The sequence below is a fragment of the Paenibacillus agaridevorans genome, from assembly GCF_018604145.1.
In the GTDB taxonomy this organism is placed as follows: Bacteria; Bacillota; Bacilli; order Paenibacillales; family Paenibacillaceae; genus Pristimantibacillus; species Pristimantibacillus agaridevorans.
Map to the genome: position 1 here is coordinate 2314541 of NZ_CP075889.1, position 22539 is coordinate 2337079.

The 22539-nt window shown below is 38.6% G+C and carries 26 protein-coding genes; 2 read left to right on the forward strand and 24 right to left on the reverse strand.

Annotation, left to right across the window (positions count from 1 at the left end; translation table 11 throughout):
* Positions 1-57 precede the first annotated feature (57 nt).
* The 14 genes from KJW29_RS09415 to KJW29_RS09480 all read right to left on the reverse strand — a co-directional run bounded on the left by KJW29_RS09415 (position 58) and on the right by KJW29_RS09480 (position 11333).
* Positions 58-564: an HIT family protein gene (locus KJW29_RS09415; protein ID WP_214629590.1), complete on the reverse strand. Its 507-nt coding sequence runs from the start codon at positions 562-564 to the stop codon at positions 58-60.
* Positions 565-581: 17 nt separating this feature from the next.
* Entirely contained in the window at positions 582-1172 is a 591-nt protein-coding gene (locus KJW29_RS09420) for a GNAT family N-acetyltransferase (protein ID WP_214629591.1), read from the reverse strand.
* Positions 1173-1283: 111 nt separating this feature from the next.
* Positions 1284-1769 carry a DinB family protein gene (locus KJW29_RS09425; protein WP_214629592.1) on the reverse strand — a complete coding sequence of 162 codons (486 nt, stop codon included), beginning with the start codon at positions 1767-1769 and terminating at the stop codon, positions 1284-1286.
* A gap of 22 nt (positions 1770-1791) precedes the next feature.
* A complete protein-coding gene (locus tag KJW29_RS09430; RefSeq protein ID WP_281426346.1) occupies positions 1792-2181 on the reverse strand; it encodes an NUDIX hydrolase in 390 nt (129 codons plus the stop codon).
* Positions 2182-2261: 80 nt separating this feature from the next.
* A complete protein-coding gene (locus KJW29_RS09435) occupies positions 2262-2714 on the reverse strand; it encodes a VOC family protein (RefSeq protein WP_214629593.1) in 453 nt (150 codons plus the stop codon).
* A 95-nt stretch (positions 2715-2809) separates the two neighbouring features.
* The gene (locus tag KJW29_RS09440; protein ID WP_246608663.1) at positions 2810-3520 is read right to left on the reverse strand and encodes a class I SAM-dependent methyltransferase; all 711 of its coding nucleotides are present in this window, start codon (positions 3518-3520) and stop codon (positions 2810-2812) included.
* A gap of 313 nt (positions 3521-3833) precedes the next feature.
* Positions 3834-4634: an inositol monophosphatase family protein gene (locus tag KJW29_RS09445; RefSeq protein ID WP_214629594.1), complete on the reverse strand. Its 801-nt coding sequence runs from the start codon at positions 4632-4634 to the stop codon at positions 3834-3836.
* A 581-nt stretch (positions 4635-5215) separates the two neighbouring features.
* Positions 5216-5773 carry a histidine phosphatase family protein gene (locus KJW29_RS09450; protein ID WP_343222768.1) on the reverse strand — a complete coding sequence of 186 codons (558 nt, stop codon included), beginning with the start codon at positions 5771-5773 and terminating at the stop codon, positions 5216-5218.
* 1123 nt (positions 5774-6896) lie between these two features.
* Entirely contained in the window at positions 6897-7493 is a 597-nt protein-coding gene (locus KJW29_RS09455; RefSeq protein WP_214629596.1) for a hypothetical protein, read from the reverse strand.
* Positions 7494-7723: 230 nt separating this feature from the next.
* The gene (locus tag KJW29_RS09460; RefSeq protein WP_214629597.1) at positions 7724-8143 is read right to left on the reverse strand and encodes a GNAT family N-acetyltransferase; all 420 of its coding nucleotides are present in this window, start codon (positions 8141-8143) and stop codon (positions 7724-7726) included.
* 324 nt (positions 8144-8467) lie between these two features.
* Positions 8468-8872, reverse strand: a complete 405-nt coding sequence (locus KJW29_RS09465) for a DUF4259 domain-containing protein (RefSeq protein WP_214629598.1) — start codon at positions 8870-8872, stop codon at positions 8468-8470.
* Between the two features lie 214 nt (positions 8873-9086).
* Positions 9087-9554 (reverse strand): DinB family protein, encoded by a 468-nt coding sequence (locus tag KJW29_RS09470; protein ID WP_214629599.1) that lies wholly within the window; start codon positions 9552-9554, stop codon positions 9087-9089.
* A gap of 232 nt (positions 9555-9786) precedes the next feature.
* Positions 9787-10302 (reverse strand): MepB family protein, encoded by a 516-nt coding sequence (locus KJW29_RS09475; protein ID WP_214629600.1) that lies wholly within the window; start codon positions 10300-10302, stop codon positions 9787-9789.
* A gap of 263 nt (positions 10303-10565) precedes the next feature.
* Complete coding sequence (locus tag KJW29_RS09480) at positions 10566-11333, reverse strand: nucleotidyltransferase domain-containing protein (protein ID WP_214629601.1); 768 nt, start codon at positions 11331-11333, stop codon at positions 10566-10568.
* Positions 11334-11695: 362 nt separating this feature from the next.
* Between KJW29_RS09480 and KJW29_RS09485 the strand changes: the two genes are divergently transcribed.
* Together KJW29_RS09485 and KJW29_RS09490 are read left to right on the forward strand one after the other, a co-directional pair.
* A complete protein-coding gene (locus tag KJW29_RS09485; RefSeq protein ID WP_246608664.1) occupies positions 11696-12658 on the forward strand; it encodes a tyrosine-type recombinase/integrase in 963 nt (320 codons plus the stop codon).
* Positions 12655-13626, forward strand: a complete 972-nt coding sequence (locus KJW29_RS09490; RefSeq protein ID WP_214629602.1) for a tyrosine-type recombinase/integrase — start codon at positions 12655-12657, stop codon at positions 13624-13626. Before KJW29_RS09485 ends, KJW29_RS09490 begins: the two co-directional genes overlap by 4 nt.
* A gap of 515 nt (positions 13627-14141) precedes the next feature.
* On the opposite strand, the gene KJW29_RS09495 is transcribed toward KJW29_RS09490, so the two are convergent.
* The 10 genes from KJW29_RS09495 to KJW29_RS09540 form a co-directional block, all read right to left on the reverse strand.
* Complete coding sequence (locus tag KJW29_RS09495) at positions 14142-15359, reverse strand: MFS transporter (RefSeq protein WP_214629603.1); 1218 nt, start codon at positions 15357-15359, stop codon at positions 14142-14144.
* Positions 15340-16644 carry an NAD(P)-binding domain-containing protein gene (locus KJW29_RS09500; protein WP_214629604.1) on the reverse strand — a complete coding sequence of 435 codons (1305 nt, stop codon included), beginning with the start codon at positions 16642-16644 and terminating at the stop codon, positions 15340-15342. Before KJW29_RS09500 ends, KJW29_RS09495 begins: the two co-directional genes overlap by 20 nt.
* 29 nt (positions 16645-16673) lie before the next feature.
* A complete protein-coding gene (locus KJW29_RS09505) occupies positions 16674-17735 on the reverse strand; it encodes a flavin-containing monooxygenase (protein ID WP_214629605.1) in 1062 nt (353 codons plus the stop codon).
* A gap of 67 nt (positions 17736-17802) precedes the next feature.
* Positions 17803-18249, reverse strand: coding sequence for a MarR family winged helix-turn-helix transcriptional regulator (locus KJW29_RS09510; RefSeq protein ID WP_214629606.1), 447 nt, complete (start codon positions 18247-18249; stop codon positions 17803-17805).
* Between the two features lie 304 nt (positions 18250-18553).
* Positions 18554-18988: a protein-tyrosine phosphatase family protein gene (locus KJW29_RS09515; RefSeq protein ID WP_214629607.1), complete on the reverse strand. Its 435-nt coding sequence runs from the start codon at positions 18986-18988 to the stop codon at positions 18554-18556.
* Entirely contained in the window at positions 18988-19467 is a 480-nt protein-coding gene (locus tag KJW29_RS09520; RefSeq protein ID WP_214629608.1) for an ArsI/CadI family heavy metal resistance metalloenzyme, read from the reverse strand. Before KJW29_RS09520 ends, KJW29_RS09515 begins: the two co-directional genes overlap by 1 nt.
* 64 nt (positions 19468-19531) lie before the next feature.
* A complete protein-coding gene (arsC, locus tag KJW29_RS09525) occupies positions 19532-19957 on the reverse strand; it encodes an arsenate reductase (thioredoxin) (RefSeq protein ID WP_214629609.1) in 426 nt (141 codons plus the stop codon).
* Positions 19958-19983: 26 nt separating this feature from the next.
* Positions 19984-21405, reverse strand: a complete 1422-nt coding sequence (locus tag KJW29_RS09530; protein WP_214629610.1) for an arsenic transporter — start codon at positions 21403-21405, stop codon at positions 19984-19986.
* A gap of 18 nt (positions 21406-21423) precedes the next feature.
* Entirely contained in the window at positions 21424-21732 is a 309-nt protein-coding gene (locus KJW29_RS09535; RefSeq protein WP_214629611.1) for an ArsR/SmtB family transcription factor, read from the reverse strand.
* 99 nt (positions 21733-21831) lie between these two features.
* On the reverse strand, positions 21832-22530 hold the full coding sequence (locus KJW29_RS09540) for a response regulator transcription factor (protein ID WP_214629612.1): 699 nt from the start codon (positions 22528-22530) through the stop codon (positions 21832-21834).
* Positions 22531-22539 lie beyond the last annotated feature (9 nt).

A 22539-nucleotide genomic window follows, 5' to 3' on the forward strand; every position in this document is an offset into this window, starting at 1 on the left:
TACTTCTTTCCGGACCGAGGGCGAATGCTCCGATACGTGAATATCGTGTAAGTGAAGTCACCCTGCGCTGATTTCAAAATGACTTAATCCTTCCCTTAATTCTTTGATTCCTTCAATTACAGTTTTCATATTCTCTTCATTATTCATTTGATTTCTTGCATGTAACAATACTGGTCTCAAAGATTCAACGGAGTTTCCAAATTGTTTCATCCATTCATATCTCGGAACCATCCACATATGAAAATGATGTGTTGTATCTTCATTATAAAAATAATAAACTTTATCAATTCCTAGTCTTGATCTTTGTTCGCTTCTAATCTTATGTATTAATGATATGTATTCCAATCGTTCTTCTTCCGAGAGCTCATCCATACAGTAAAAATGCCGTTTAGAAGCTAGTATTACTAATCCTCTAATTGGATAAGCAACATCTTGATGTACATGAAAATGTTTAGATTCATAAATCACTCCGCCTGTGGGAGCAATTAATCCACTTGTCAGAGCACAACTCAGGCAATCTACTTCGACAGTTCGTCCATCAGCCAATGTGATCTGCCGTGACATTCGGACACCTCCAGGTTTTAATTATAGATCTCTTCGTAATTACATCGAGTGCCGAATGGATCGATATCTTCTTTCGAGTATTCCATCAGCCAACAATCCCTTAGCTCTCCCTCATGCATTTCATAATTTTCTAGTTTCATTATTTTCTTAAATCCACATCTCTCATAACAAGTGATTGCTCTTAAATTCCATGTTTGTGGGTCCATTAAGATACGATCTGCCCCTAATTCATGCGTTAAATATTTGATCATAGATTTCATAAGCTGTTTGCCAATTCCTTGATTCCAATATTTCGTTTCTCCAATAAATTGATCCGTTCCATAAATCATTTCATTCCTATCACTGTACCCAAATTCCTTACATGTTTCTTCATCTATCAAGTAGAATTGTATATATCCTATTGGTTCTTGATTGTATTCTATCAAACATCTCTTTTCTTCTTCGTCATTCTTGTAAAAATTTTCTATTATCATTTCTAAATCATGCGGACGATCGCGCCCTTCATAATACGTTAAAACCAATGGGTCATTGAGCCAAGTAACCAGATGTTTTTGATCTTTCATTTCAAGTTTCCGCACAGTTATACCGCCACTTTCGTAGAAAATCATCCTTGTACCTACTTTCGATTGATTTTGATTCGAAGATTTCGTCTACCAAGGAGTGATAGTAATTCAACTCGAATATGATGTTATGAAATGAGCGGTCCATCTTGGAGTTATTTACTCTTCTATATGTATTGATTTTTTATACTTTTCAATTTGTTTTTTATGGTGTTTATCATGGGAAATAAATCCTCTTAAATATCCCCGAATCGAAAACTTCTTTTTATCCCCGTCTTTATATTCCTTAATATAATCTTCCTCTGGTAATCCTGAAATGTCACTTATGATCTTTTTCCTATATTCAAGGAATTGGTCAATAATTTGATCCCTGGTTTGGGTTTTTGCATACTCCCTTGCATTGGCGTTGAATTCATCAAAGTTTAAATGCCTTACCGACACGGGCTGCCCAAGCTTGATCTTCTTTATGCCTTCCTCATAGAAATACTTGTCCCAAAGCATGATGTGACTGATTACATCTTTTAAAGTCCATTTCCCCTCAGAAAGAGGCCTATTCCAATGGTCTTCATCTGTTTTTTTAAGATCTTGTACGAAATTAATAAAGGATTTGAATTCTTCAACCATTTCCTTAGACGTCTTCGCCATATAATTTGCTCCTTTGAGTATTTTATGATGTCTTTAGCTCCAATTTCTCACTTACAATATCCATTATCGGCTTTGTGTAACAATCAAGATAATTAATACCTTTTTGTGAAATCCATTGAACCTCAATTATGTCTTCATTATCTTTATTGTCTTTATCTAGTTTTATTTGCCCTTCAAATTTGGTTATTAGATATGTGTATTTTTCATTCTGTTCATGTATTAGATATAATCCTTTTACTTCAATTCCCGTTTCTTCTTTAACTTCTCTTATACAAGCCATTTCAGGGGTTTCATTTATTTCAATTCCGCCTCCAGGAAAATTCCATACGATATCTCCTCGTTGTACATATTGTCTAACCATCAAGAGGCTGTCGTTTTGTAAGATAACAGCTTGTGCAATGATAGGATACACCTTCCAACATTATTTAATGAGGTTAATATGTTTGATTCTGTTGGTTTTATCAGTAAAGGCTTTTTCAAACCGTCACTTACTTATTTGTTACCGAGTTCTTCCGCCAAACCGATTAGAATTCCTTCGGTACCACGAATGTAGCAGAGCCGATAAGAGTCCTCATACTGAACCACTTCGCCAACGAGCTGCGCACCATATTTAGTGAGTCTGGATACCATCTCGTCAATGTTTTGAACAGTGAACATGACGCGTAGATAACCAAGGGAGTTTACTGGAGCCGTCCGGTGATCTGATATAGTAGGTGGGGTGAGAAATCGCGAAAGTTCAATTCGGCTGTGGCCATCTGGGGTAACCATCATAGCAATCTCTACGCACTGAGAACCTAGTCCGGTTACGCGACCAGCCCATTCACCTTCGACAGTGGTTCGCCCTTCGAGGTTCAAGCCAATCTCCTCAAAGAAAGAAATTGCGTCATCAAGGGATTCTACAACTATTCCGACATTGTCCATTCTCAGTAATTTATTATTTTCCATGGTTTTTTCCTCCTCGGATATCAAGTCTATACTTGGTTAAAAAAAATGGTATAGGAAAATGGTGTTAGAGGATTTGGCCGACTGCTGAATAACGCTTAAGGTTTTATAGCTTTCCATATGTATTTATATTCCTTCAATTGTATAATTCCATTTATAGTATTCTCATTAATCCTAATTTCAAGTTCTTCTTTCATATGGTCTTCTGTATAATTGGGGTTTCCAGGAATGTCAGAGAGGAATTTCGTAAATTCTTCTCGGTTAGGAAATATAATTCTTGCATCCTTATACTCTCTGATCTCAATATTCTTAAAACCGTTGTGATCAAGCCGTTCCTTTACTATATCAAGTGCGCCTGAATGAATACCGATAATCGTACCTTTAGATCTCAAAATCCGGCTATGATTTATAATAGAAGTAGGGCCTCTACGATCATATATAAAATCGAATTGTTCATCTTTGAATGGAAGTTCTTCCTTTGTTGTGGCATATACAAATTCCAAATTTGATTTATCCAACTGATAAGACTGAGCTATCTTAATCATCTCGATTGAATTATCAAAACCAATGATTGATTTAGCGAATTGAGACATTTTTATTGTAAAATCACCATGACCACAGCCAGCATCTAGAACGTGACTATAGTTTGGCAGCATATTAGTTAATTCTGTTTCGAAAATATTCTCAGCGGAAACACCTTTAATTAAGAATTTCGCATCTGATTTATACCCGCCATTTCGGCGGGCGATAGAGTTATACCAATCTACTCCCATGAAAGCCCTCCATTGTTTACGATTTAGCTGTTTCATCTAACCCAACTCTTTAATATCGGTTATTATTAGAATTATTCATATCCCTTAGTTTTTGATTAATATCATCAAGTGATCTTTGGATGCCTTCCATTCTTCTCATAGATGAATATTGATTTCCAATAATTCCGGCTAATCCGATGATTAAAATTACTACTAGCATATAAAACACACAACCTTTACGATAAAGTTCAACAATCAAATTGTTTTGTCAATATTAACGCACCAGACCGAAAACCTTTTGCCGTATCGAGGACCGAATCGCAAGATGGGCGAATATGGTATTTTAAATGAAGCCAGTTGCTCCCTCGAGTTAACTAAGTCCCTCTTTTACTATTCTCAATAATTCTTGTTTGTGGTCTGGATGGCAAGCAATTATGTAAGGCTCTTCTCTCATTCCTGTAAAAGGGTTTCCATCAAAATCTATTACGATGCCCCCAGCTTCTTTAACCATTAAAATACCTGAATACAAATCGTCACCTTCAGAATTATAAAGAATTATTCCGTCTATGTCCCCTTTGGCAAGCATGCACCATTGAAGTGTTGGAGCCCATAATCTCATCATTCTCTTGAAGTTTACATCAATAAATTGTCTTAATTTAACTGCCCTTCTATCGTTCTGTACTTTGTGGCCTTGAATCCAACCAATATTCCCTTTAAAAATATTGAAATTACTTTTTATCTGAACCTGACGTTTATTGCAATACGTTCCTTCTCCAAGGACAGATACAAATAATCTATCGGTCAACGGCTCGTAAACCACCCCAAGTACGGGTTCTCTTCTATACATCAACGTTATTGAAGTAGTAAATACGGGCAATCCTATTGCAAAATTATTAGTTCCATCCAAAGGATCAATAAGCCAAAGCCACTCGTTTTCCGTTCCTAGTATCCCTGCCTCTTCACTATGTATCTGATGGGTAGAAAATGTAGTGCGAATTTGTTTGATTATGATTTCTTCAGCTAGATGGTCAACTTCAGTGACCACATCGCCAAATTCGTCTTTTGATCTTAAATCTACAAAATTATCAAATTTTTCTTTAGAAATCTCTCCTGCTTGGCGAATAGTTCTTACTGATATTTCTTTTGCTTTATGGATAATCTTGTAATCCATTTGACACCCCTTATTTATTTGCATCTACCGTTCTCTCGCTCTCAATATCATCAGATTTTAACTGAATTCATAAGATCACATATTCAGTTTATTATTAAGCATCTCTGCTAATATCCCCTGCCAAACCATGGCCCAAAGCATGAAAATAGAGTTAGGTAAGGTACCTTGAGATTTTTACATTCATTCTATGATCAGTTTAATCAGTTCTTCTTCTTCAAGTTCCTTCACAACTCTTTCCCTGTTTTTTTGATTCTTGAATTTATACCATTCTTCCAACAATCATCCGAACGGAATCTTTAAATCTACTGCAAACCCCTTTTCCACCACTGAGTGCACGTCTTCAAGTTCTAGATCATTTTCAATGTAATCGTCAATCATCTCGACTTCGCCTGTTTGCTTATCAAAATAATATCAAATTTCGTGCCCTGTATTTTCACAAGCAAATATCAGCTCTTCGAACTGAGATTGAGTAATTTTAATTTGTTGCATTGAGTTCACCCTCATTAAGTATTTTTCTTCGTACCTTCACCTTAATGCTTCCTAGCTTCTTATTCTACTTCTTCGTTGCTTGCTTCATTGAATTACTCCCAGATCCTACTTAAACTATATTGTTCTTTTTTTGAATTTAAGATCTTTAGTTCATAAACATCTGGATTGCTTAATTTTTTCCATTCTTCAAACCCAAAATTATTATCAAAATTTTTTATTATTAATGACATTAAATTTCCATGTGTTACAATCGCTATACTACTTTCTTTTCGTTCAATTAATTCATTAATTACGGACAAACCTCGTTCCATTGCTTCCCTTGATGATTCACCGCCAAATAATCTTATATCTAGATTTTCATACGATTCTGATAATCTATCCATCCAGTTTTCTATATTTTCTGAGCTTAAAACTCTCTCACTTAACCTATCTTCAATATTTATTTTCAACTTAATCTTCTCCGCTAAAGGCTGGATACTCGACACAGCTCTTACATAATTGCTAGAAATAATATAATCAATTTGCTTTTCATGAAGAAAATCAGCTAATTTAATAGCTTGTTCGTTTCCTTCAATCGTTAATTTTGCATTCGCCCCCTGCCCTTCAGCCTTGCAATGTCGTATAAGATAAAATCGCTTCAAAGATATCACTTCCAAACATTATAGATTTGTTTTTGGCAATTTCACATAACGTTTCGCATGTTCACGACGTCCTACGAAGTCGGATGTGTCCACAGCAACCACTTCCTTGAAGCTGCTTCTGGGACCGAAGGCGTCAGCCCAATGTGTGAATATGGTGTTATGCGTAGTACCTGACTTCACTGAAATTCTATCAAATCACACATAATTTCATTCAATAGGCTTATAAATGTTATTAAGATTTTCAAAATATTGATCTTTAATAAACCTCAATTCAGGTACTAAGTCTAACCAGGTTACAATAGTGCCTATAAGTTCATAATTATAAGGAGTTCCTAATTGACTTGATTCCACTCCAACTCGACTCCAAATTACTTCAGTATCAGTCTTTGTTACTTCGGCGACAATTATAGTCGATAAAAATTACGGGATGTTCTACATCAACATATTCACTTGTTTGTTGATTTACAGCAAGTATGTTCATAATGATCCGTTCTTCTCCGGCCGGCCCCAGGGCGTCAGCCCGAAGAGTGAATAGAGTTACTTTCAAGATTTATAGAGTTACTTAAATATCTTTTGAAAAGTATTAAAACCAAGACTTATTCGAATATATCTTTACCGCACTAAAAATGCAGGTATTAATTAATATAAATATATATATAGCACTTAAAATAAGTATTGCTTTTTTGATTCTAAAAAAGCCAGAAAATTTGATTATTAAAAAACTGAAAACCAATAAGAATAAAACAATAATAGAACCAAAAGCGAATGCGTAAACTGCACTCTCAATGCTATAATCATACCAATCCTTTTCTGTCATATATGGACCGATCGAATCATCAACAGGCCAATCTGCTAATAAATAAGAATAAAGACAAACTAAAATAAATATAAATAACAGCAATATGATGACTGACCAACTCACACTCTTATTAAGTCTCATAGAATTCCCCTCAAATAATCACTTCAGAATTTCACCTATCGTTTCTTATGTTCACGACGTCCTACGTAGTTGGATGTGTCCGGCTGTTTCAGCTTCGCTGCCAATATCATCTTTCCAGACCGAGGGTCGAATGCCCGAGGCGTGAATATGATGTTAACTGAAGTTCCACTCATCTTTGATTTACCTTCAAAGTTATTCATTCAATAACCACTTTTTCATTTTTTCTTTCATCGCAACAGCAATTTCACTATTTTCTTTAGCTATCCAATAATATAATGGTCCTTCAATAAATCCTTTAATCTCTTTTGAGGTTTTATCGAGGTTCACTTTGAGTTCTTCGTATGAGAAATCAATAGATTTCTCGCTACTATTTGATGATTCTGGATCATCTGGCCATACGTAAACTTGATTATTGTTGTAAGTTAAACCCGGTGAGGGATCGTGTCCCATCCACGGGCTTTGTTTATTTATAATCGAATCAATTACATTTGAATAATCTTCAAGCCCGCAGCAGCAGCTCGGTAAAATATAATTATGTTCGTCAGCAAAGAAAGCGACTCCACCTGAAAGTGCTATATAATCTTGCTCAAACAATTCATTAAAGGATATGAGCAATGTATGCTCAACATTAATATTCATGTAGCCAAAAAGATGAGTTAGGAATAGTTCTACATCATGACTGCTTGACTCTGATGAGAGACACATGTATTCCTTTCGAGTAACATCGTTTGAAATCCATTTAGGCTTATCGTAATATGGATCAGTTATAACAGCCATTGTATAAGGCATCTTCGACTCTCCTTACCTAAATAAGTCTTACAGGAATTTCAGTTAACGTTTCGTATATTCATGACGTTCGACGCAGTCGGATGTGTCCGGCTGATTCTACTTCTCCTGCCGGACCAAAGGCGAATGCCATGCGTGATTATGGTGTTCGCTTCTCGCGGACCAAGGGTTGATAGGCCCGAAGCGTGGATACAATGTGGATGATGTAGCAGCTTCTCGAGTTACCTTCGATATTATAACTCTTTAACAAAAAACACTTCCCCGATTTTGCCTTTATTTATACCATTTATTATTCCACATTCCTTAAATCCCATTTTCCTATGCCATTCTTGTGGATCGGCTTCATTCACTTGAGACGAACTATATATTGTTTTTATTCCTTTGCTTTTCAAATGTTCTTCAACATATTTCAATAATCTTTTACCAAGTCCTTTTCCTCTATAATCAGGATGAACCATTATCAACCCTATGTATGGATACTTTGACCATAAATATTCTAATCTCAAATATCCAATCAGATCTTCATCATCTTTTGCCAGAATAATTTCTTGGTTTTTCAGCTTCCAATTTAAAATATGCTCTGGAACGTGCTGGTCCCCAGTGAACACATCACTTGAATCTAATAGACTTCCAAATCTAATTGAAATTGACATTATTCAATTACTCCCTTTGCTTTTTTATTAATAACTCTTTCGACTATTTCATCTAACGTATCGTATATTCACTACATCCAACGAATGTTGGATGTGTCCGGCTGCATCGGCTCCCCTGCCAACTACTTCTGCCGGACCGAGAGGCGAATGTATATTCCCTGTTGTCCTTGATTTAATTGTTGATACATTTCTAGTTTTGTTGATAGATCTTTTCCACGAACAGCAAGCAACGTTGGCTTGATACATAGCCAACAGAGGGCCGAATGGCACGAAGCGTGGATATGGTGTTATGTGAAGTTCCCTCGATCAACAATCACCTTATCTCTACAATCGACTTTCTAAGTCGTTTATTGTATTGAGCCAGATTTGATATTCTTCTGATTTTTCCCATAATTCCTTGAGCTCTGAATCCTTTTTGATCTTCTTTAGTACCTTTTTCGCTTTCGATATCAGTTTCTTGCCTCGACCTTGATGTATAGTAATCCAACCACTGAGATCATCTGCATAACTCGAATTATTTCTTATTTCAACTCCTGGATTTCCTTGTAATGATGCGAGGATCTCAATAGCACCCAAAACATTTGAAGCCAACTCAGACTCAATATATTCTTCATCTGTAGCTTCTTCAATTGTTTCTTCAATAAATTCAATTCCTTCAGAATCAAGTAAATCTGCTTTCCAATCTAAAACATCATCGTTCTCGAAGATCCCAGTTCCCCATGCTCCCATGAATATTCCTCCAGTAAAATGTTTTATTGTTTCTTACGCTCTTAGGGAATTTTAAATAACGTTTCGTATATTCACGACGCCCAACAAAGTCGGGTGTGTCCGGTTGCTATCGCTTCATCTTCTGCCGGACCTAGAGCGAATGCCCGATGCGTGAATATGGTGTTAGAAGATATATCTGCCATCTTCGAATTTCCCCGTAATACTCTCTTCATTTTTATTCAAATAACTGAACTTTAATTTCTTTAAAATCAATAGAAATATATGAATGTAATTGGCTTCTATGATGATATAAATGACTTAGGATTTCTAAAAGCCATTCAAATTTTGTGTACCTAACTCCCCAATAAGACTCTTTATATTCAAACAATTCCTCTTCCGAATAATTAGAAAATTCTTCAACTAATTCATTGTAATTCATTATCAGATTCTTTTTTATTTCTTCAATTGTTCTAAGAGTATTTCTTTCATAATATCCTTGCATCTCTTTTTCACTAGCTTCATTTAAGATTAATAAATCAGCTTTACATATAAGCGAAATATGAGATAACAATTCTATATAGGATCTTTTATCGTTTATAGGTTTTGATTTCAAATCAGTTTCAGGTAATTGGTTGATTATTTCAATAACTGAATCAACAGCAATTTTTATTTGATGAAAAACTGAAGATAAGTATTTATTCATAGTTCTCCTCAATTTTTTTAAGTTTTTGTTTTGCGGATATTCCCTCTAACGTTCTTGAATTCAACCTTCACTGCCTTAAGTGAGCGAAGGGAACGGCCGCGATGCGGTTAGGCAGTGCAAGGTTGTCCGGCTGAATAAACTTCCCTGCTACTGCTTCAGCTTTTTCGAAACCTCATCTTATGCTTCGGCCCGGATCAAGGAGCGACAGCGACGCAGCGTGAATGCGGTGTTATTAGATGTCAGCGTCTTCTTCGAAATACTTACCAAGTTCTTGTAAAGAAGAAGTATGATTTAAGTTTATAAAATATGGTAATTGCCATCTTTGTGTTACTATAGCTTGTTTACTGGTAAGTGTATCCCAGCTAGGATACACTCTTATTGCCATTTTCCCATTTGAAGTATCTGTTTTGAGAATATTATGTTTTAACAATACATCTTTGGGAAAAATGAATTGCCCAAACTTATGATTACTTCCGAAGGTATTAATGACTAACAAATCAGTAGCATTTTCATATGAATATGCTTGATTTTTGTTGTCACTGCCTTTTTCCCAACAGACGACAAATTGACCTATCTTCTTGGGTGTTTTTCTCGCAACCCTAAATCTAACCGTTTTAGAATTTATTCGAAATATGCCTGAACCATATTTTTCATTTTGAATTTCTTCTTGGATATCCTTGATCATCAAGTTGTTTGGCTTATAAAAATTATCATTTACATATGTTAATACCTCATAAAAATCATCCAATACTGCACTTCCTTTTCTATACTTTCATTCTTCCATATCTTCTCAACAAAGCTACTAGTTTAACATCAAACATAATATGGGTTGTGTTTCTGGTCTAGCGCTGATTCCCTATAACGTTTTGTATTGAAGACGTTCTGGCCCCTAAGATTCGCTGCTTATAGTTGTGAGGCTTGCCGAACACTTAATGCAGTGACGTCCCGACGGGCTTAGGGGTTGGATGTGGTCACTCGCTTCTAAGAGTGACCCTGAGCGTTAATATGGTGTTAGCCCAAGGAAGTTCTGGAAGCAGCCATTGCATTTAAGGCGTTCTCAAAATAGCTATATACTTCATCTGCAATTTCCAGAAACTCTTCAACAAGTACATTACTATCCAAGTAACAAGCATACAGATAATCAACTAAAGCGGAGTCAATCTCACAATAGTTTAATATGGCATTCTTCATCTTAATAATGTCATCTTGCCATACACCTGTATCTTCTAAAACCAAAGAGTATAATGCACGAATTAATCTTTTAGAGTAACCTTTAATATATCTAGTTTTCATTGTGCTATCACTAACATTAGAAAGTAAACTATGTATACGATCTACTTCCTCCTTGGTCTCTGTATTTAAGTCTATAATGAACTCTGGAGAAATAATTATCGGTGGTACTTTTTCACCAACGTCATGACCATATATGCAAACGCAAATTATCTTAATCCAAAAACCCCACTCATTTGGTTTACTTAATACATCGTCAATCGAACAAATTATCGTATCAATCTTAGTTACTAATGGATATTCTTCCAAAAGCCTGTCTTTAATATTTGACAATCTTTCGTAATCAATATCTTTGGGATTTACACATACAATAGTAAAGTCTGCATCTGACTTAAAAGGTTTAGCAGTTCCTTTTGGAATCGAGCCACACATATAAATGCTATGAATCTTACCTTTAAATTCGGTAAGTATATTATCTAAATACTTATCAACAAAATCCTTATATTCACTTTGTATTGCAATTCCATTCATAACTTTTTCTAATATCATATAGACTCCTCCTAAACTAAGAACTTCTTTCGGCTAACGTTTCTTATATTCACGACGCTCGGCGAAGCCGAGTGTGTCCACAGCAACTGCTTCTCCGAATTCTGGGACCGAGGGCGAATGCCCGATGCGTGAATATGGTGTTATACGAGCCATTCAGCGAAAACCTCTGACCCTCAAAATGCCCAAAAATCCATATGTATCAAGGGATTCCGGCGATTTTCGAGGAACGCGAATATCCTTCAAATAACCCGGTTTTTCGGGCAAGTTATACGAAAGTGTATAACTGATTGTTATACGAAGCCCACTCCCCTCCTTCGCATATCCGCTTTGGTTCGCATAACTCCATAGGGAGGAAATGCGAAGTGCTAAACAAGGAAAGCTTCATATTACACTCGGATTGGAACGATGCTGTACAGTTATTTCTTCAAGATTGCAAAGTACGGAACTTCAGTAGGGAGAGCATTCGCCGTTATCGTAATGGCCTGGAAAAACTCCAACAGCACCTCAATGCTTTGGAACTGCAACTACGAGCTCTCACACCTGCCGTCTTCAAAAATCAAGTGCTGCCCAGCCTGCTTAACGAGAGTCTCGCTTTACGCACTCTTAATTGTAATTTTCAAATCTATAAGTCCTTTGCTCAGTTTTTAAGTAAAGAAGGTTGGATTGATGAGCCCTTTGACGCAGATATCAAGCCGTTTAAACTACAACCATCTTCTGCCCACACGTTTACCGACGAGCATCTATTCCAACTGCTTGCACTGCCTGATCGTACAACGTTTACAGGAATACGGAACTATGCAATGATGCTAACCCTTCTCGATACCGGCATTCGATTAAGAGAACTGGCCAAACTGCAAGTCACGGATGTTTTACTGGATGAAGGTTCCCTGCGAGTTAACCATGGGAAAGGAAGGAAGTCACGTTTAGTTCCGATTGAACGAATTGCCGCGGGAGAATTGAAGCACTATTTGCTGGAACGTGGCATACTGGAGCATAATGCCCTTTGGGTCAACTTGGATAATCAGCCCTTTTTGCCTGGTGGCATTCGCACGATGATTGCCCGATACTGCCAATCCGCCAAAATTGATGACATTCAATGCTCCTGCCATACCTTTCGACATACATTTGCCAAGAAATATTTATTAAATGGCGGCGACGTCTTCACGCTCAAGAGCATAATGGGGCACGCCCAAATCGAGACGACTGAAATGTATGTAGAATTATTTGACAGCGACCTGCAAGCCCAGCATGAGAAGTTCAGTCCTATCGAACATTTAGCCGGAGCTCTTCACCTGCTATCCGAAAGCGAGGTGAAGAGCAAATGAATGTTCGTCGTCGACAAAACAAGCTAGAACACGTAGAGAACTCAAGTCAAGCCAAACAACAACTCAGTTTTGAAGATCTGCTTCATTCCTTTATTCTCGATTGCAAGGCCAAAAACCTTTCACCACTGACACTTCGATTTTACCAAGACAGCGCCAAGCAGATGAAAGAAGCCTTTCTAGCCCAACAAGTGCCGTTTGATATCTATACGGTATCGATTCGCGAAATCAAGAATTATTTTATTACCAATTTGTTTGATCAAGGCAGGTCGGACAATACGGTAAACGGACGAATCAAGGCCATAAAGCAGTTTTTTAAATACTTATTTGAAGAAGGCTGGCGGACAGAGAATATCGCCAACGATCTCCATGTGGTCAAAGCTAAGAAGCTAATGATTCAAACGTTTACTAAAGAGCAAGTGGTCTCCATCTTTGAGCAACCTGATAAAAAAAAGTTCACGGGTTACCGGGATTTTACTATGATGATGGTATTGCTCGAAACGGGAATGCGAATCGGTGAGCTATGTCATTTAAAGACAGGTGACATCTTTTTCAAAGAACTGGAGATTCGAATTACTAAGGGAAAAGGCGGACGGGCACGCAGAGTACCGTTTCAACAAACATGTGGAAAGATCATTCGCAATTACTTGGACATTCGAGGCGACCTTGAGACGGATGCTTTGTTCGTCAACATTGACAACCAACAAATTAGTACACGAGCCTTGCAAGACAAAATGCAGGCCTACGGTAACATGGCGAACATTACCGGCGTCAGAGTTTCACCGCATACGTTCCGGCATACAATGGCCAAATTCTATATTCTGAATGGCGGAGACCCATTTACGCTAAGACGTATTCTTGGCCATGCTTCATTAAAAATGGTCGACTACTATGTCGAATTGTTCAGCAGCGATATCAAACAGCAACACAAGAAATTTAGTCCCGTTGAAAATATGAAACACATTTTATAATCTTAATAGGAGGGGGTCTTTAAGACCACCCCTCCTCCATATTTATATCTGCAACAAAACCCGACTAACGCTTAGTCTCTCCACTATGTTTATCACTTCGAGGAGGCCATCCCGAATTTCCTGATTCAATTTGCAGAGTACTTCTCTTCTTAGCCATTAATCGAGGAAGGCTAAACTCCCACACATTGGCAACTTCCTAGATAATATTTTTGTCCCCCTATTTACATCATGCCGCACATCTATCAGTCCACAACGGTTTATTTCAAATTCAATCAATTTGCTTATACAATCAACTACAATCGAATCGGCATTTAAAATAGTTTTCAAATCATTTCAGGTCCCGCCGGAGTTTTCGTTATTTTTTGTTATTTTTCAATAAAATTAGCTCTGTTATTTTTCTACTCCCGGCTCTGTATTAAAACCATCTGTTGTTCTATTTTTTATACAGAATCTATATAAAAAGAGCACACTTCATGATGAAATCATGAGCATACTCTTTCTTTACAGGAGTTTATTCAACTCTCGTTCGCTACTACGGCCATCTGTTTTTTCATCGTGATTTCAAAAACCAAACAAAGTATGAGAAGTAAAGAAGCCACCCAGGCTGTTACTAGATCTCCAACTAACGAAATAAAAGAGAAACCCAATAACGGGCCTGCGGCCGCACCTAAATCACTGGACATCGAATATCCGGAAATGATTCTGTGTCGATGGTTAGCTGTGGAATGTCGGAAAATTTTCGCGTCGTTTATGGTCATGAGTACGGTTGAGAAAAGAAGCAATAAGATCGTTATCCCTAACCACATGACCACGTTCATCTTCATTGGAAACAAGATTAACAAGAAACTGGTTATAAGCGTGATAATGACAAGGTATTGATCCCTGTGTCGGCTTTGATCATTTATTCTTCCAATCCAAGGGACCAAGAGCGGATCTAAACTTAATTTCACAGTAATCAACAACCCGGTTATAGTGGCAGCTCCAATAGCTTGCATGAATGGTATCCACTCGTAATTCTGATTCCCTACCCAATAACTCATGGTTGATTTGAGAAAGCCTTGAAATATTAGAGTCAGTACGAATCCCATAATCATAAGCATTATTAATTCTTTATTAAAAACTCTTATTTTCTCAGCCTGCTGTTTTTCAATAAAGGCTGCTCCTTCAATTCTACCTACAATCAATAAAGTTAAAAAAGCAAGTATAGCAAAAGTGATAAGAATCATTTCAGGGCCATAGAAGGTTGATACCCAACCCCCGACCAGCATACCTACCAAAGCACCAATGCCCGAAATACTGTTGTAAATGCCGGATAGCCTTCCACCATTACCGCCTTTTTCTTCGATAGCAGCTACTACCTGCAATTGTCCACCTTGCTTAAGAAAAGCCCACGCTACTCCCCAAATACATCTTGCGATGAGCAGCAGCCAAAATCCCTTTAACATTCCATAAAATGATGTGGATAGGATCGTAAGCAAAATGGCGATGATTAGACCCGTTCTAATTTGAAAGGTAGCGTAGAACCAGCCAATAAGCGGATGAATGGGAATTCGAACAAATCGATTGATGGATAGCAGAACACCAACTTGCCACAAAGATAAAATACCAAATTGCTCGCCAAAGATAGGAAGTACGACATACAGCATCGTATCTCCCAGTAAACAAACTGCCGTTATCACTGCAACAAGTTTAACTTTTGTATCTGCAGATAACTTACTGCTTGTCAGATTCATCTACTGGTCCGCAGCACGATTGATTGGAACTGGTCACTTTTAAGGCGAATTTAGGTCTTGTTACACTGCAAACCCCTGTTTCAGGCAAACGCAGCTTCACTTCACGCGCTGAATCCCAGTCGCCAGCTAACGCAGCTACGACACTTCTCACTTGCTCATAGCCGGTAGCCAATAGAAAGGTTGGTGCACGTCCATAGCTCTTCGCCCCTACAATATAGAAGTGTTGCTCCGGTTGGCTTAGTTCAGCCTCTCCATGCGGGCGAACCGTGCCACAGCTATGAAGGTTAGGGTCAATAAGGTCTGCCAGCTTTGGTACACATTCAATGGAAGAATCAGCGGCATATCGAAGCTCTCTTAAGAATGAAAAATTCGGTCTTGCTCCAGTTGCCGCGATGATCTCATCTACTCCTGGAATCCTTTCGTTGGTCCCCACAATCGTTAACTTTTGATTTTCTTTAACCAGACTATGAATGAAAAACGGGGTATGAACGTGTACGCTCCCATCCTTCACAAGCTCGGCAGCACGTGAACCAAGCTCTCCTCGAGCAGGCAGACCATCGAGCTCGCCGCCTCCAAATACATCATCAACTTTTTGTTTTCTGAGTATCCAATGGATCGTCGTTTCAGGGTGTTTGAGCTGCAGCTCATGAAGCAAAAGTATGGCATGAATGGCAGAATGGCCACTACCTATAACTGCAACGCTCTTGCCTGCATAACGCTCGGCAGGCTCCGCTTTAATATCTGGAATGCCATATTGAATATGTGAGCTGTATTCCAGCTCTTGGGCCGCAAAATTTCCACTCGCACCGATAGGATTAGGCGTTTTCCAAGTACCTGTCGCATCAATTACAGCTGAGGCTTCTATCCGTGAGACAACACCATTATTTTCGTAAACGACTTCAAAAGGTACGTATTCCCTTCCAGCCGTTTTCATTTTATCAAAACCTTTACGATGAATCGCAATAACGCGCGACTCCGTCAGAATGCTCGATTTCAACTGTTTTAATTCCGCTAATGGTTTCAAATAGGAATCAAATAATTGTTTGCCTGTCGGGAGATCTGTTTTAGGAGGCGCTACCCATCCCGTTTCAGCAAGAAGCTCTGAAGCTGCCGCATCAATGTTGAATTCCCATGGGGAAAACATTTGGATATGCCCCCATTCCAAAACTGACGCCCCAACAGTTGCTCCTTGCTCCAATAAAACAAAGGGCATATTTCGTTTAGTTAATTGCGCTGCAGCTGCCAAAGCAACTGGTCCTCCTCCAATAATCGCTACGGGTTTCATGTTAATTCCTCCTCAAATTAGTCTACACGCTAGGAAAGCCCATTTCGTTTGAGATGTTTTACCACATATTTAGCATCAGAACCTACTCCACGTATGGTTGCAGAAGCAAATGATCGTTGGCCAGATAAACCGAGATAATACAATCCGGGTACCGAGCTACTCACGCCTGCCTTTTGTATTGCATAGCCTCGATCATCCAATGCCCCCTCGATCCCGCTTAAATAGGGGATAATGGGTTTAAAGCCTGTTGCAAAAACAATGCTGTCAACCTTTTCCTTTGTCCCATCGGGCCAAATCACCCCTTCGGTAAACATACTTTTGAACATCGCTTTCTGTTGTAGTTGACCTTCACGTAATATTTTTTTGAAATTACCTACATCGATGGCTCCGCTTGGACTGCCCACTTTCACACCAAGACGCCAAAAAGGAAAACGGTCATAACCAATCACTTTCAGCCAAAAATGAAGATCTTTCCCCAGGAATCGCTGAGGCATTAATTGCACCGGCTGGAGGACCGCAAGGTAAGTTTTAGAAGCGACCTCACTGATTTCAGCTCCAATCTGCACGGCTGAATTTCCTCTACCCACGACAACCACTTTTTTATCTTGGTAGACAGCCGGATTTCGATAAGTCGATGAATGAAGGATATCCCCTTTAAATGCTTCACCTCCTTCCAATATTGGTATGAACGGTTGATTAAACGAGCCAGTCGCACATATAAGGTTTTTAGTTTTGAATACCTGCCCATCGGCAGTGTGTACAAAGAAAAGATCTGCTTTTTCCACTCGTTCCACTCGAACATTAAAGTGTGTAGGAAAGCGATGATATGCAGCATACTGTTTTAAATATGAAATAACTTCTTCTCTAGTCGGATACCTGTCAGCTTTAGATGGAAAAGGCATTCCAGGCAATGAGGAATAGCTGGCTGGTGAGAATAATCGTAAATTATCATAATATAGTGGCCAAGAGCCTGTAGCTTCAGCATTTGCTTCTAAAATAACAAAATGAAGTCCCTTTTTCTTCAAATAATAGCCGGCAGCCAGACCTGCCTGGCCAGATCCAATAACAATTACGTCATAAATTTCGTTCATTTTTTGTCCCCGCTAACTTTACTTGTATATTGCAATTATTTATCTAAAAATTATGGAGTAACTTTTATTACCCCATTGGTGTACAGCACATTTTTGATTTTTGCATACTTGTATTCAATAGCTGCAAGGATCGGATTACGGTATCTTTCTCAAATTCATTCATAAATGAAAAAACATCTTCCAAATAATCTTTCATCATTTTATCGATGGAGCCAGCAACGAATCTACCTTCTGTTGTAAGCGAAAGCAGATACACTCTGCCATCCTCAGGAGAAGCTGTTTTTTTCACTAATTTATTTTTTATCAAGGTTTGAATCTGACGACTAAACGTTGTAATGTCCACGCCAAGCGTCTCTGCGACCTTTTGCATGGATGGCATACTCTGTCGTCCAATTTCATAAAGAATATGGCTATGAATGAGCGAGATGTCCACGCCACTGATTTGACAACAGTTCTTGTTTAACAAGCCAAACTGCCTCGCTAACGTTTGTAATAGTTCACGTGAATCGTTCAATCCCGACACCTCCTATATACGTTTTATCACACATACTTGCATTTTGCAAGTATATGTTTGGAAAATATAATTTAAGTTGATTTTTCATTAAATCCCACTCGGCTTCTCACATCACAAAATCTTTGTAGAAATAGCGGCCGTCTTGGACGAGAAGATAAAGTCTGAGCTGACACAACCTTATCTTCATTATCTCTTTGAGCAGCTGCCCAGCTTGCTGATCCTAAAGACGCAGATGCGCTGGACAAGCTGCTTCCGTGGCCGGCATCGTTACCACTAAGCTTAATATGTCTGATGTATCTTTACTTTAGGCCTTATACAACTTCTCCAATGCAGCACGCTGTGGGGGCTTTATATTGACTTTAGGTCGGATCGACTTGGCCAAATCTTCCGCCTCATCAATCGTTTGACTTTTACCTAGTTCAATAAGGGTTCCAACAGCTACAGCTCCTGTTCTACCGCTTCCGCCTCCGCAGTGGAAACCAACCTTCTTACCGGCTTTGTATGCTTCTACAACGTGGCTTACTGCTTGCTTGAAAAGTTGATCTTGCGGTTCTTCTGCGTTGTCTCCAAGCGGAACTTGGATCCATTTCAAACTTTCATTAAAATAAGAACACTCGGTCGCTTCAGCACGTAAGTCTACGACTACCTCAATACCTTCATTTCTAAACATATCCTCGACGTCTGCAGCTCCACCGAAGAAGATTTTGTCATCCACGAGATTATGATAATTCTTTTGCATCAAATATTTCCCCTTCGTTTAAAAGATGTAAATTCAACAGCAACCGGAGTAGAAGGTGGCGCACAACAAAGTGAGAGATCTCTCGCTTCTCCAGCAGACTCAAATTCAGAATCCTCTTTAGTACAAAATATTTCCCAAGCGTTACCATCAGGATCATATACCCAAACCTTGTCTTGAACAGCATAGCAGCATGTCGTATTCATTTCATCGATGGTAAGAAGATTCGATTGACGCAAACGCTCCCCCATTGCTAAAACATCCATAGTATCATCAACCTGAAAACCAAGATGATTGAGAACACCATTCCCTTCAAAAGGTCGTACGTTCAATGAAAAATGTAATGCAGGATCATTGAGCTCAAACTTAGCATAATTGTCTTTTATTTTCGTTGGTTCTGTCCCAAAAAAATTACGATAAAAGCTAAGCGATGATTCTAAATTTGTACAATTTAGAGCAACATGCATTCTTTTAACAGCCATTTTTCCTCCGATCTAGGAAAGACGCACATTCTTGAATGAACGTGCGTCTGCCTAACTATTCATATTATTTTCCTGTTTCCACAAATTCACTAATGCGGGCTTTTATCGAATCTCTCACTTCCCGGAACTTTGCCGTGATTTCCTCTTCCGTACCAGTAGCTTTAGCTGGATCGTCAAATCCCCAGTGCCATTTGACGACGTTTTTGTTGGAGATTACGGGACAATGCTCATCTGCATGACCGCACAGCGTAATTACATAATCAGCTCGGTTAAGAATTTCCGGATCAATCACATTGGATGTATGCTTCGAAATGTCAATGCCTGTTTCCTGCATCGTAGCCACTGCTCTCGGATTAAGTCCGTGAGCTTCAAGACCTGCACTTTTCACCTCGTACTTATCTCCACCAAGTGCTTTCAAGAAACCATCAGCGATTTGACTGCGGCAAGAATTACCAGTACACAAAAAGTAAACAAGCGGTTGTTTTTCCATGATCGTCATTTCTCCTTTAGAGTTGTCTATTTTTGTATTTGCTTTTGGCCTTGCTGTTTTTTCGACTTGCCTGATTGCCATTTGTTAAAAGCGAACAGTGCAAGCCCTGCTACAACTGCAATTGCTGCAATGATGATCCATATATTTATAGCAACGGAGTCAATGACCATGAGCCACAAGTACAGACCAATCAAGGTAATAAGCAAAGTAGGGACAGTCAACACAATGCCTACTTTAAAGTAGTAGCCCCAACTAATTTTAACCCCTTTTTGCGATAATACATGCAGCCACAATAAGGTTGCAAGAGATCCAATCGGCGTTATTTTTGGTCCCAGATCGGAACCGATCACATTGGCGAATATTAAGGATTCTCTGATGATCCCTTCTGTTGCCGTTTCTTTAATGGCAAGAGCATCAATCATCACGGTCGGCATGTTATTCATGACGGAGGATAAGATCGCTGCAATGAACCCCGACCCTACCGTTGACAGGAACAATCCTTGTTCACTTATCCATTGAAATACTTTACCAAGCTCATCCGTCAGTCCAACGTTTCGGAGTCCGTAGACCACGACATACATTCCTATCGAAAATATGACGACAGCCCACGGTGCGCCTTTGACTACTTTCCAAGTATGAATCGCTGGGCTTTGTCTAGCGAAGATTAAGAAAACAATGGCTGCAATTCCCGCAATGATCGAAACCGGAACATGAATGAATTCACTTATCATATAACCGGCTAACAGGACAACCAGGACCAACCATGAAATTTTGAACAAGCGAATATCTTTAATCGCTTCTTTCGGTTCCTTCAGTTGCTTCAGATCATATGTTGTCGGTATATTCTTACGGAAATAAAAGAACAGAACCAGCAGACTCGCAACAATTGAGAATAATGTAGGAACAATCATTCGGCTAGCGTACTCCACAAATGAAATGGAGAAGAAATCCGCTGACACAATATTAACTAAATTACTAACAATCAACGGAAGTGATGCAGTATCGGAAATAAAACCACTGGCCATGATATAGGGTAATATTAGTCGATCATCAAATTTCAATGCTCTCACCATTGCAAGAACAATAGGTGTTAGAATAAGCGCCGCCCCATCATTTGCAAAAAATGCTGCAACAGCTGCACCTAATAGTATGACATACACATACATCAGTCGACCATTTCCGCCAGCAAAACGCGCCATATGCAGCGCTGCCCATTCAAAAAATCCGATCTCATCGAGAATGAGCGAGATGAGGATGATTGCTACGAACGCTAATGTTGCATTCCATACGATCTGAGTGACATCCCCCACATCGGAGAACGATACGACCCCACACAATAAGGCAAGAATAGCGCCTGCAGATGCAGACCACCCAATATTAAGACCCTTTGGTTGCCAAATCACGAACACCAATGTAACGATAAAGATTAATGATGCAATAATGACCATGTTTTCCTCCTGCCTACCTTAACATCTTTCTAGTGTTTGAAATTCCAAGTCATTATGTTTAATTAAAGGAAGTGAATTTAGAATATCTCGTACATATGGCTTATTATCACTATTTATGGAATAGTATATCCATTGCCCTTTACGCTTTTCACTAACAAGGTTTCCAGCTTTGAGTTTTCGCAAATGTTGGCTTACATTAGGCTGAGTTGTGTCCAGCACAGAAACGATATCACAAACACATAGCTCTTTTTCATTCAGCATAGCCAAGATCATGAGTCGCGTCTTATCCGATAATAATTTCATTTCATCAGCAAGTTCAGTATACATATGCACGCTTCCTATCCCTCCCCACTTGCTTATTTGCCTTACTCAAATTTCATTATACACATATAATTATATAAGTAAAGAATTATATAATTATGTCGTTTAGTCCATTACTAGCCTATATCCATCACTGCGTACCGTTTCTATCCTAATGTGTGTCGAGACCAGCAACAATTTTTTCCGAACGGCAGCAATGGCTTGAACAAGGCTTGAATTTTCCTTCATTTCACCATGTAGAACTTCACTTAAATTTTGTTTAGATATGACTTGATTGGGGAACGACATGAAATGATAAATAAGCTTATATTCAGACGGCTTTAATTTAATAACCTGATCATAAAAGTGAAGCTCTAGTCGTTGAGGATATAGCTTGAAAAAGCCAAATTGAAAAGCACATTCAAAATCCCCCACGAAAAAGGGGAGAAGGCTATTCTCATGCATACGTCGCATGACAGCATGTATACGAGAGATCAATTCCCCATAACCGAAGGGCTTTCGAATGACATCCTCTGCACCTTGCATAAATCCGAATGCTATATCGGCATCTTCTTCAATTGCCGTTAAAATAATGAACGGCACATCAAACTTTGATGTCACTAATTGAAAAAGCGAATTGGAATTAGATATACCATGTTGATCAACATCTAATATAACCATGTCAAACGAATAATCTGCAACAAATTGAACCAAGGTTTCTTTTGCAGATGACAATTGTACCCTATGTCCCGACTTGTTCAACTGATAGCAGAGAATATTAGCTAATGTAGGATCCTCTTCGAACAGAAGTAGATGGTAGGACATATTATCTCC

Excerpts from the sequence above, each read along its gene's own strand:
- KJW29_RS09415 (WP_214629590.1), bottom strand. The coding sequence starts at position 564 with ATGTCACGGCAGATCACATTGGCTGATGGACGAACTGTCGAAGTAGAT.
- KJW29_RS09420 (WP_214629591.1), bottom strand. The coding sequence starts at position 1,172 with ATGATTTTCTACGAAAGTGGCGGTATAACTGTGCGGAAACTTGAAATG.
- KJW29_RS09425 (WP_214629592.1), bottom strand. The coding sequence starts at position 1,769 with ATGGCGAAGACGTCTAAGGAAATGGTTGAAGAATTCAAATCCTTTATT.
- KJW29_RS09435 (WP_214629593.1), bottom strand. The coding sequence starts at position 2,714 with ATGGAAAATAATAAATTACTGAGAATGGACAATGTCGGAATAGTTGTA.
- KJW29_RS09440 (WP_246608663.1), bottom strand. The coding sequence starts at position 3,520 with ATGAAACAGCTAAATCGTAAACAATGGAGGGCTTTCATGGGAGTAGAT.
- KJW29_RS09445 (WP_214629594.1), bottom strand. The coding sequence starts at position 4,634 with ATGGATTACAAGATTATCCATAAAGCAAAAGAAATATCAGTAAGAACT.
- KJW29_RS09455 (WP_214629596.1), bottom strand. The coding sequence starts at position 7,493 with ATGCCTTATACAATGGCTGTTATAACTGATCCATATTACGATAAGCCT.
- KJW29_RS09460 (WP_214629597.1), bottom strand. The coding sequence starts at position 8,143 with ATGTCAATTTCAATTAGATTTGGAAGTCTATTAGATTCAAGTGATGTG.
- KJW29_RS09465 (WP_214629598.1), bottom strand. The coding sequence starts at position 8,872 with ATGGGAGCATGGGGAACTGGGATCTTCGAGAACGATGATGTTTTAGAT.
- KJW29_RS09470 (WP_214629599.1), bottom strand. The coding sequence starts at position 9,554 with ATGAATAAATACTTATCTTCAGTTTTTCATCAAATAAAAATTGCTGTT.
- KJW29_RS09480 (WP_214629601.1), bottom strand. The coding sequence starts at position 11,333 with ATGATATTAGAAAAAGTTATGAATGGAATTGCAATACAAAGTGAATAT.
- KJW29_RS09490 (WP_214629602.1), top strand. The coding sequence starts at position 12,655 with ATGAATGTTCGTCGTCGACAAAACAAGCTAGAACACGTAGAGAACTCA.
- KJW29_RS09495 (WP_214629603.1), bottom strand. The coding sequence starts at position 15,359 with ATGAATCTGACAAGCAGTAAGTTATCTGCAGATACAAAAGTTAAACTT.
- KJW29_RS09500 (WP_214629604.1), bottom strand. The coding sequence starts at position 16,644 with ATGAAACCCGTAGCGATTATTGGAGGAGGACCAGTTGCTTTGGCAGCT.
- KJW29_RS09505 (WP_214629605.1), bottom strand. The coding sequence starts at position 17,735 with ATGAACGAAATTTATGACGTAATTGTTATTGGATCTGGCCAGGCAGGT.
- KJW29_RS09515 (WP_214629607.1), bottom strand. The coding sequence starts at position 18,988 with ATGCAAAAGAATTATCATAATCTCGTGGATGACAAAATCTTCTTCGGT.
- KJW29_RS09520 (WP_214629608.1), bottom strand. The coding sequence starts at position 19,467 with ATGGCTGTTAAAAGAATGCATGTTGCTCTAAATTGTACAAATTTAGAA.
- arsC (WP_214629609.1), bottom strand. The coding sequence starts at position 19,957 with ATGGAAAAACAACCGCTTGTTTACTTTTTGTGTACTGGTAATTCTTGC.
- KJW29_RS09530 (WP_214629610.1), bottom strand. The coding sequence starts at position 21,405 with ATGGTCATTATTGCATCATTAATCTTTATCGTTACATTGGTGTTCGTG.
- KJW29_RS09535 (WP_214629611.1), bottom strand. The coding sequence starts at position 21,732 with ATGTATACTGAACTTGCTGATGAAATGAAATTATTATCGGATAAGACG.
- KJW29_RS09540 (WP_214629612.1), bottom strand. The coding sequence starts at position 22,530 with ATGTCCTACCATCTACTTCTGTTCGAAGAGGATCCTACATTAGCTAAT.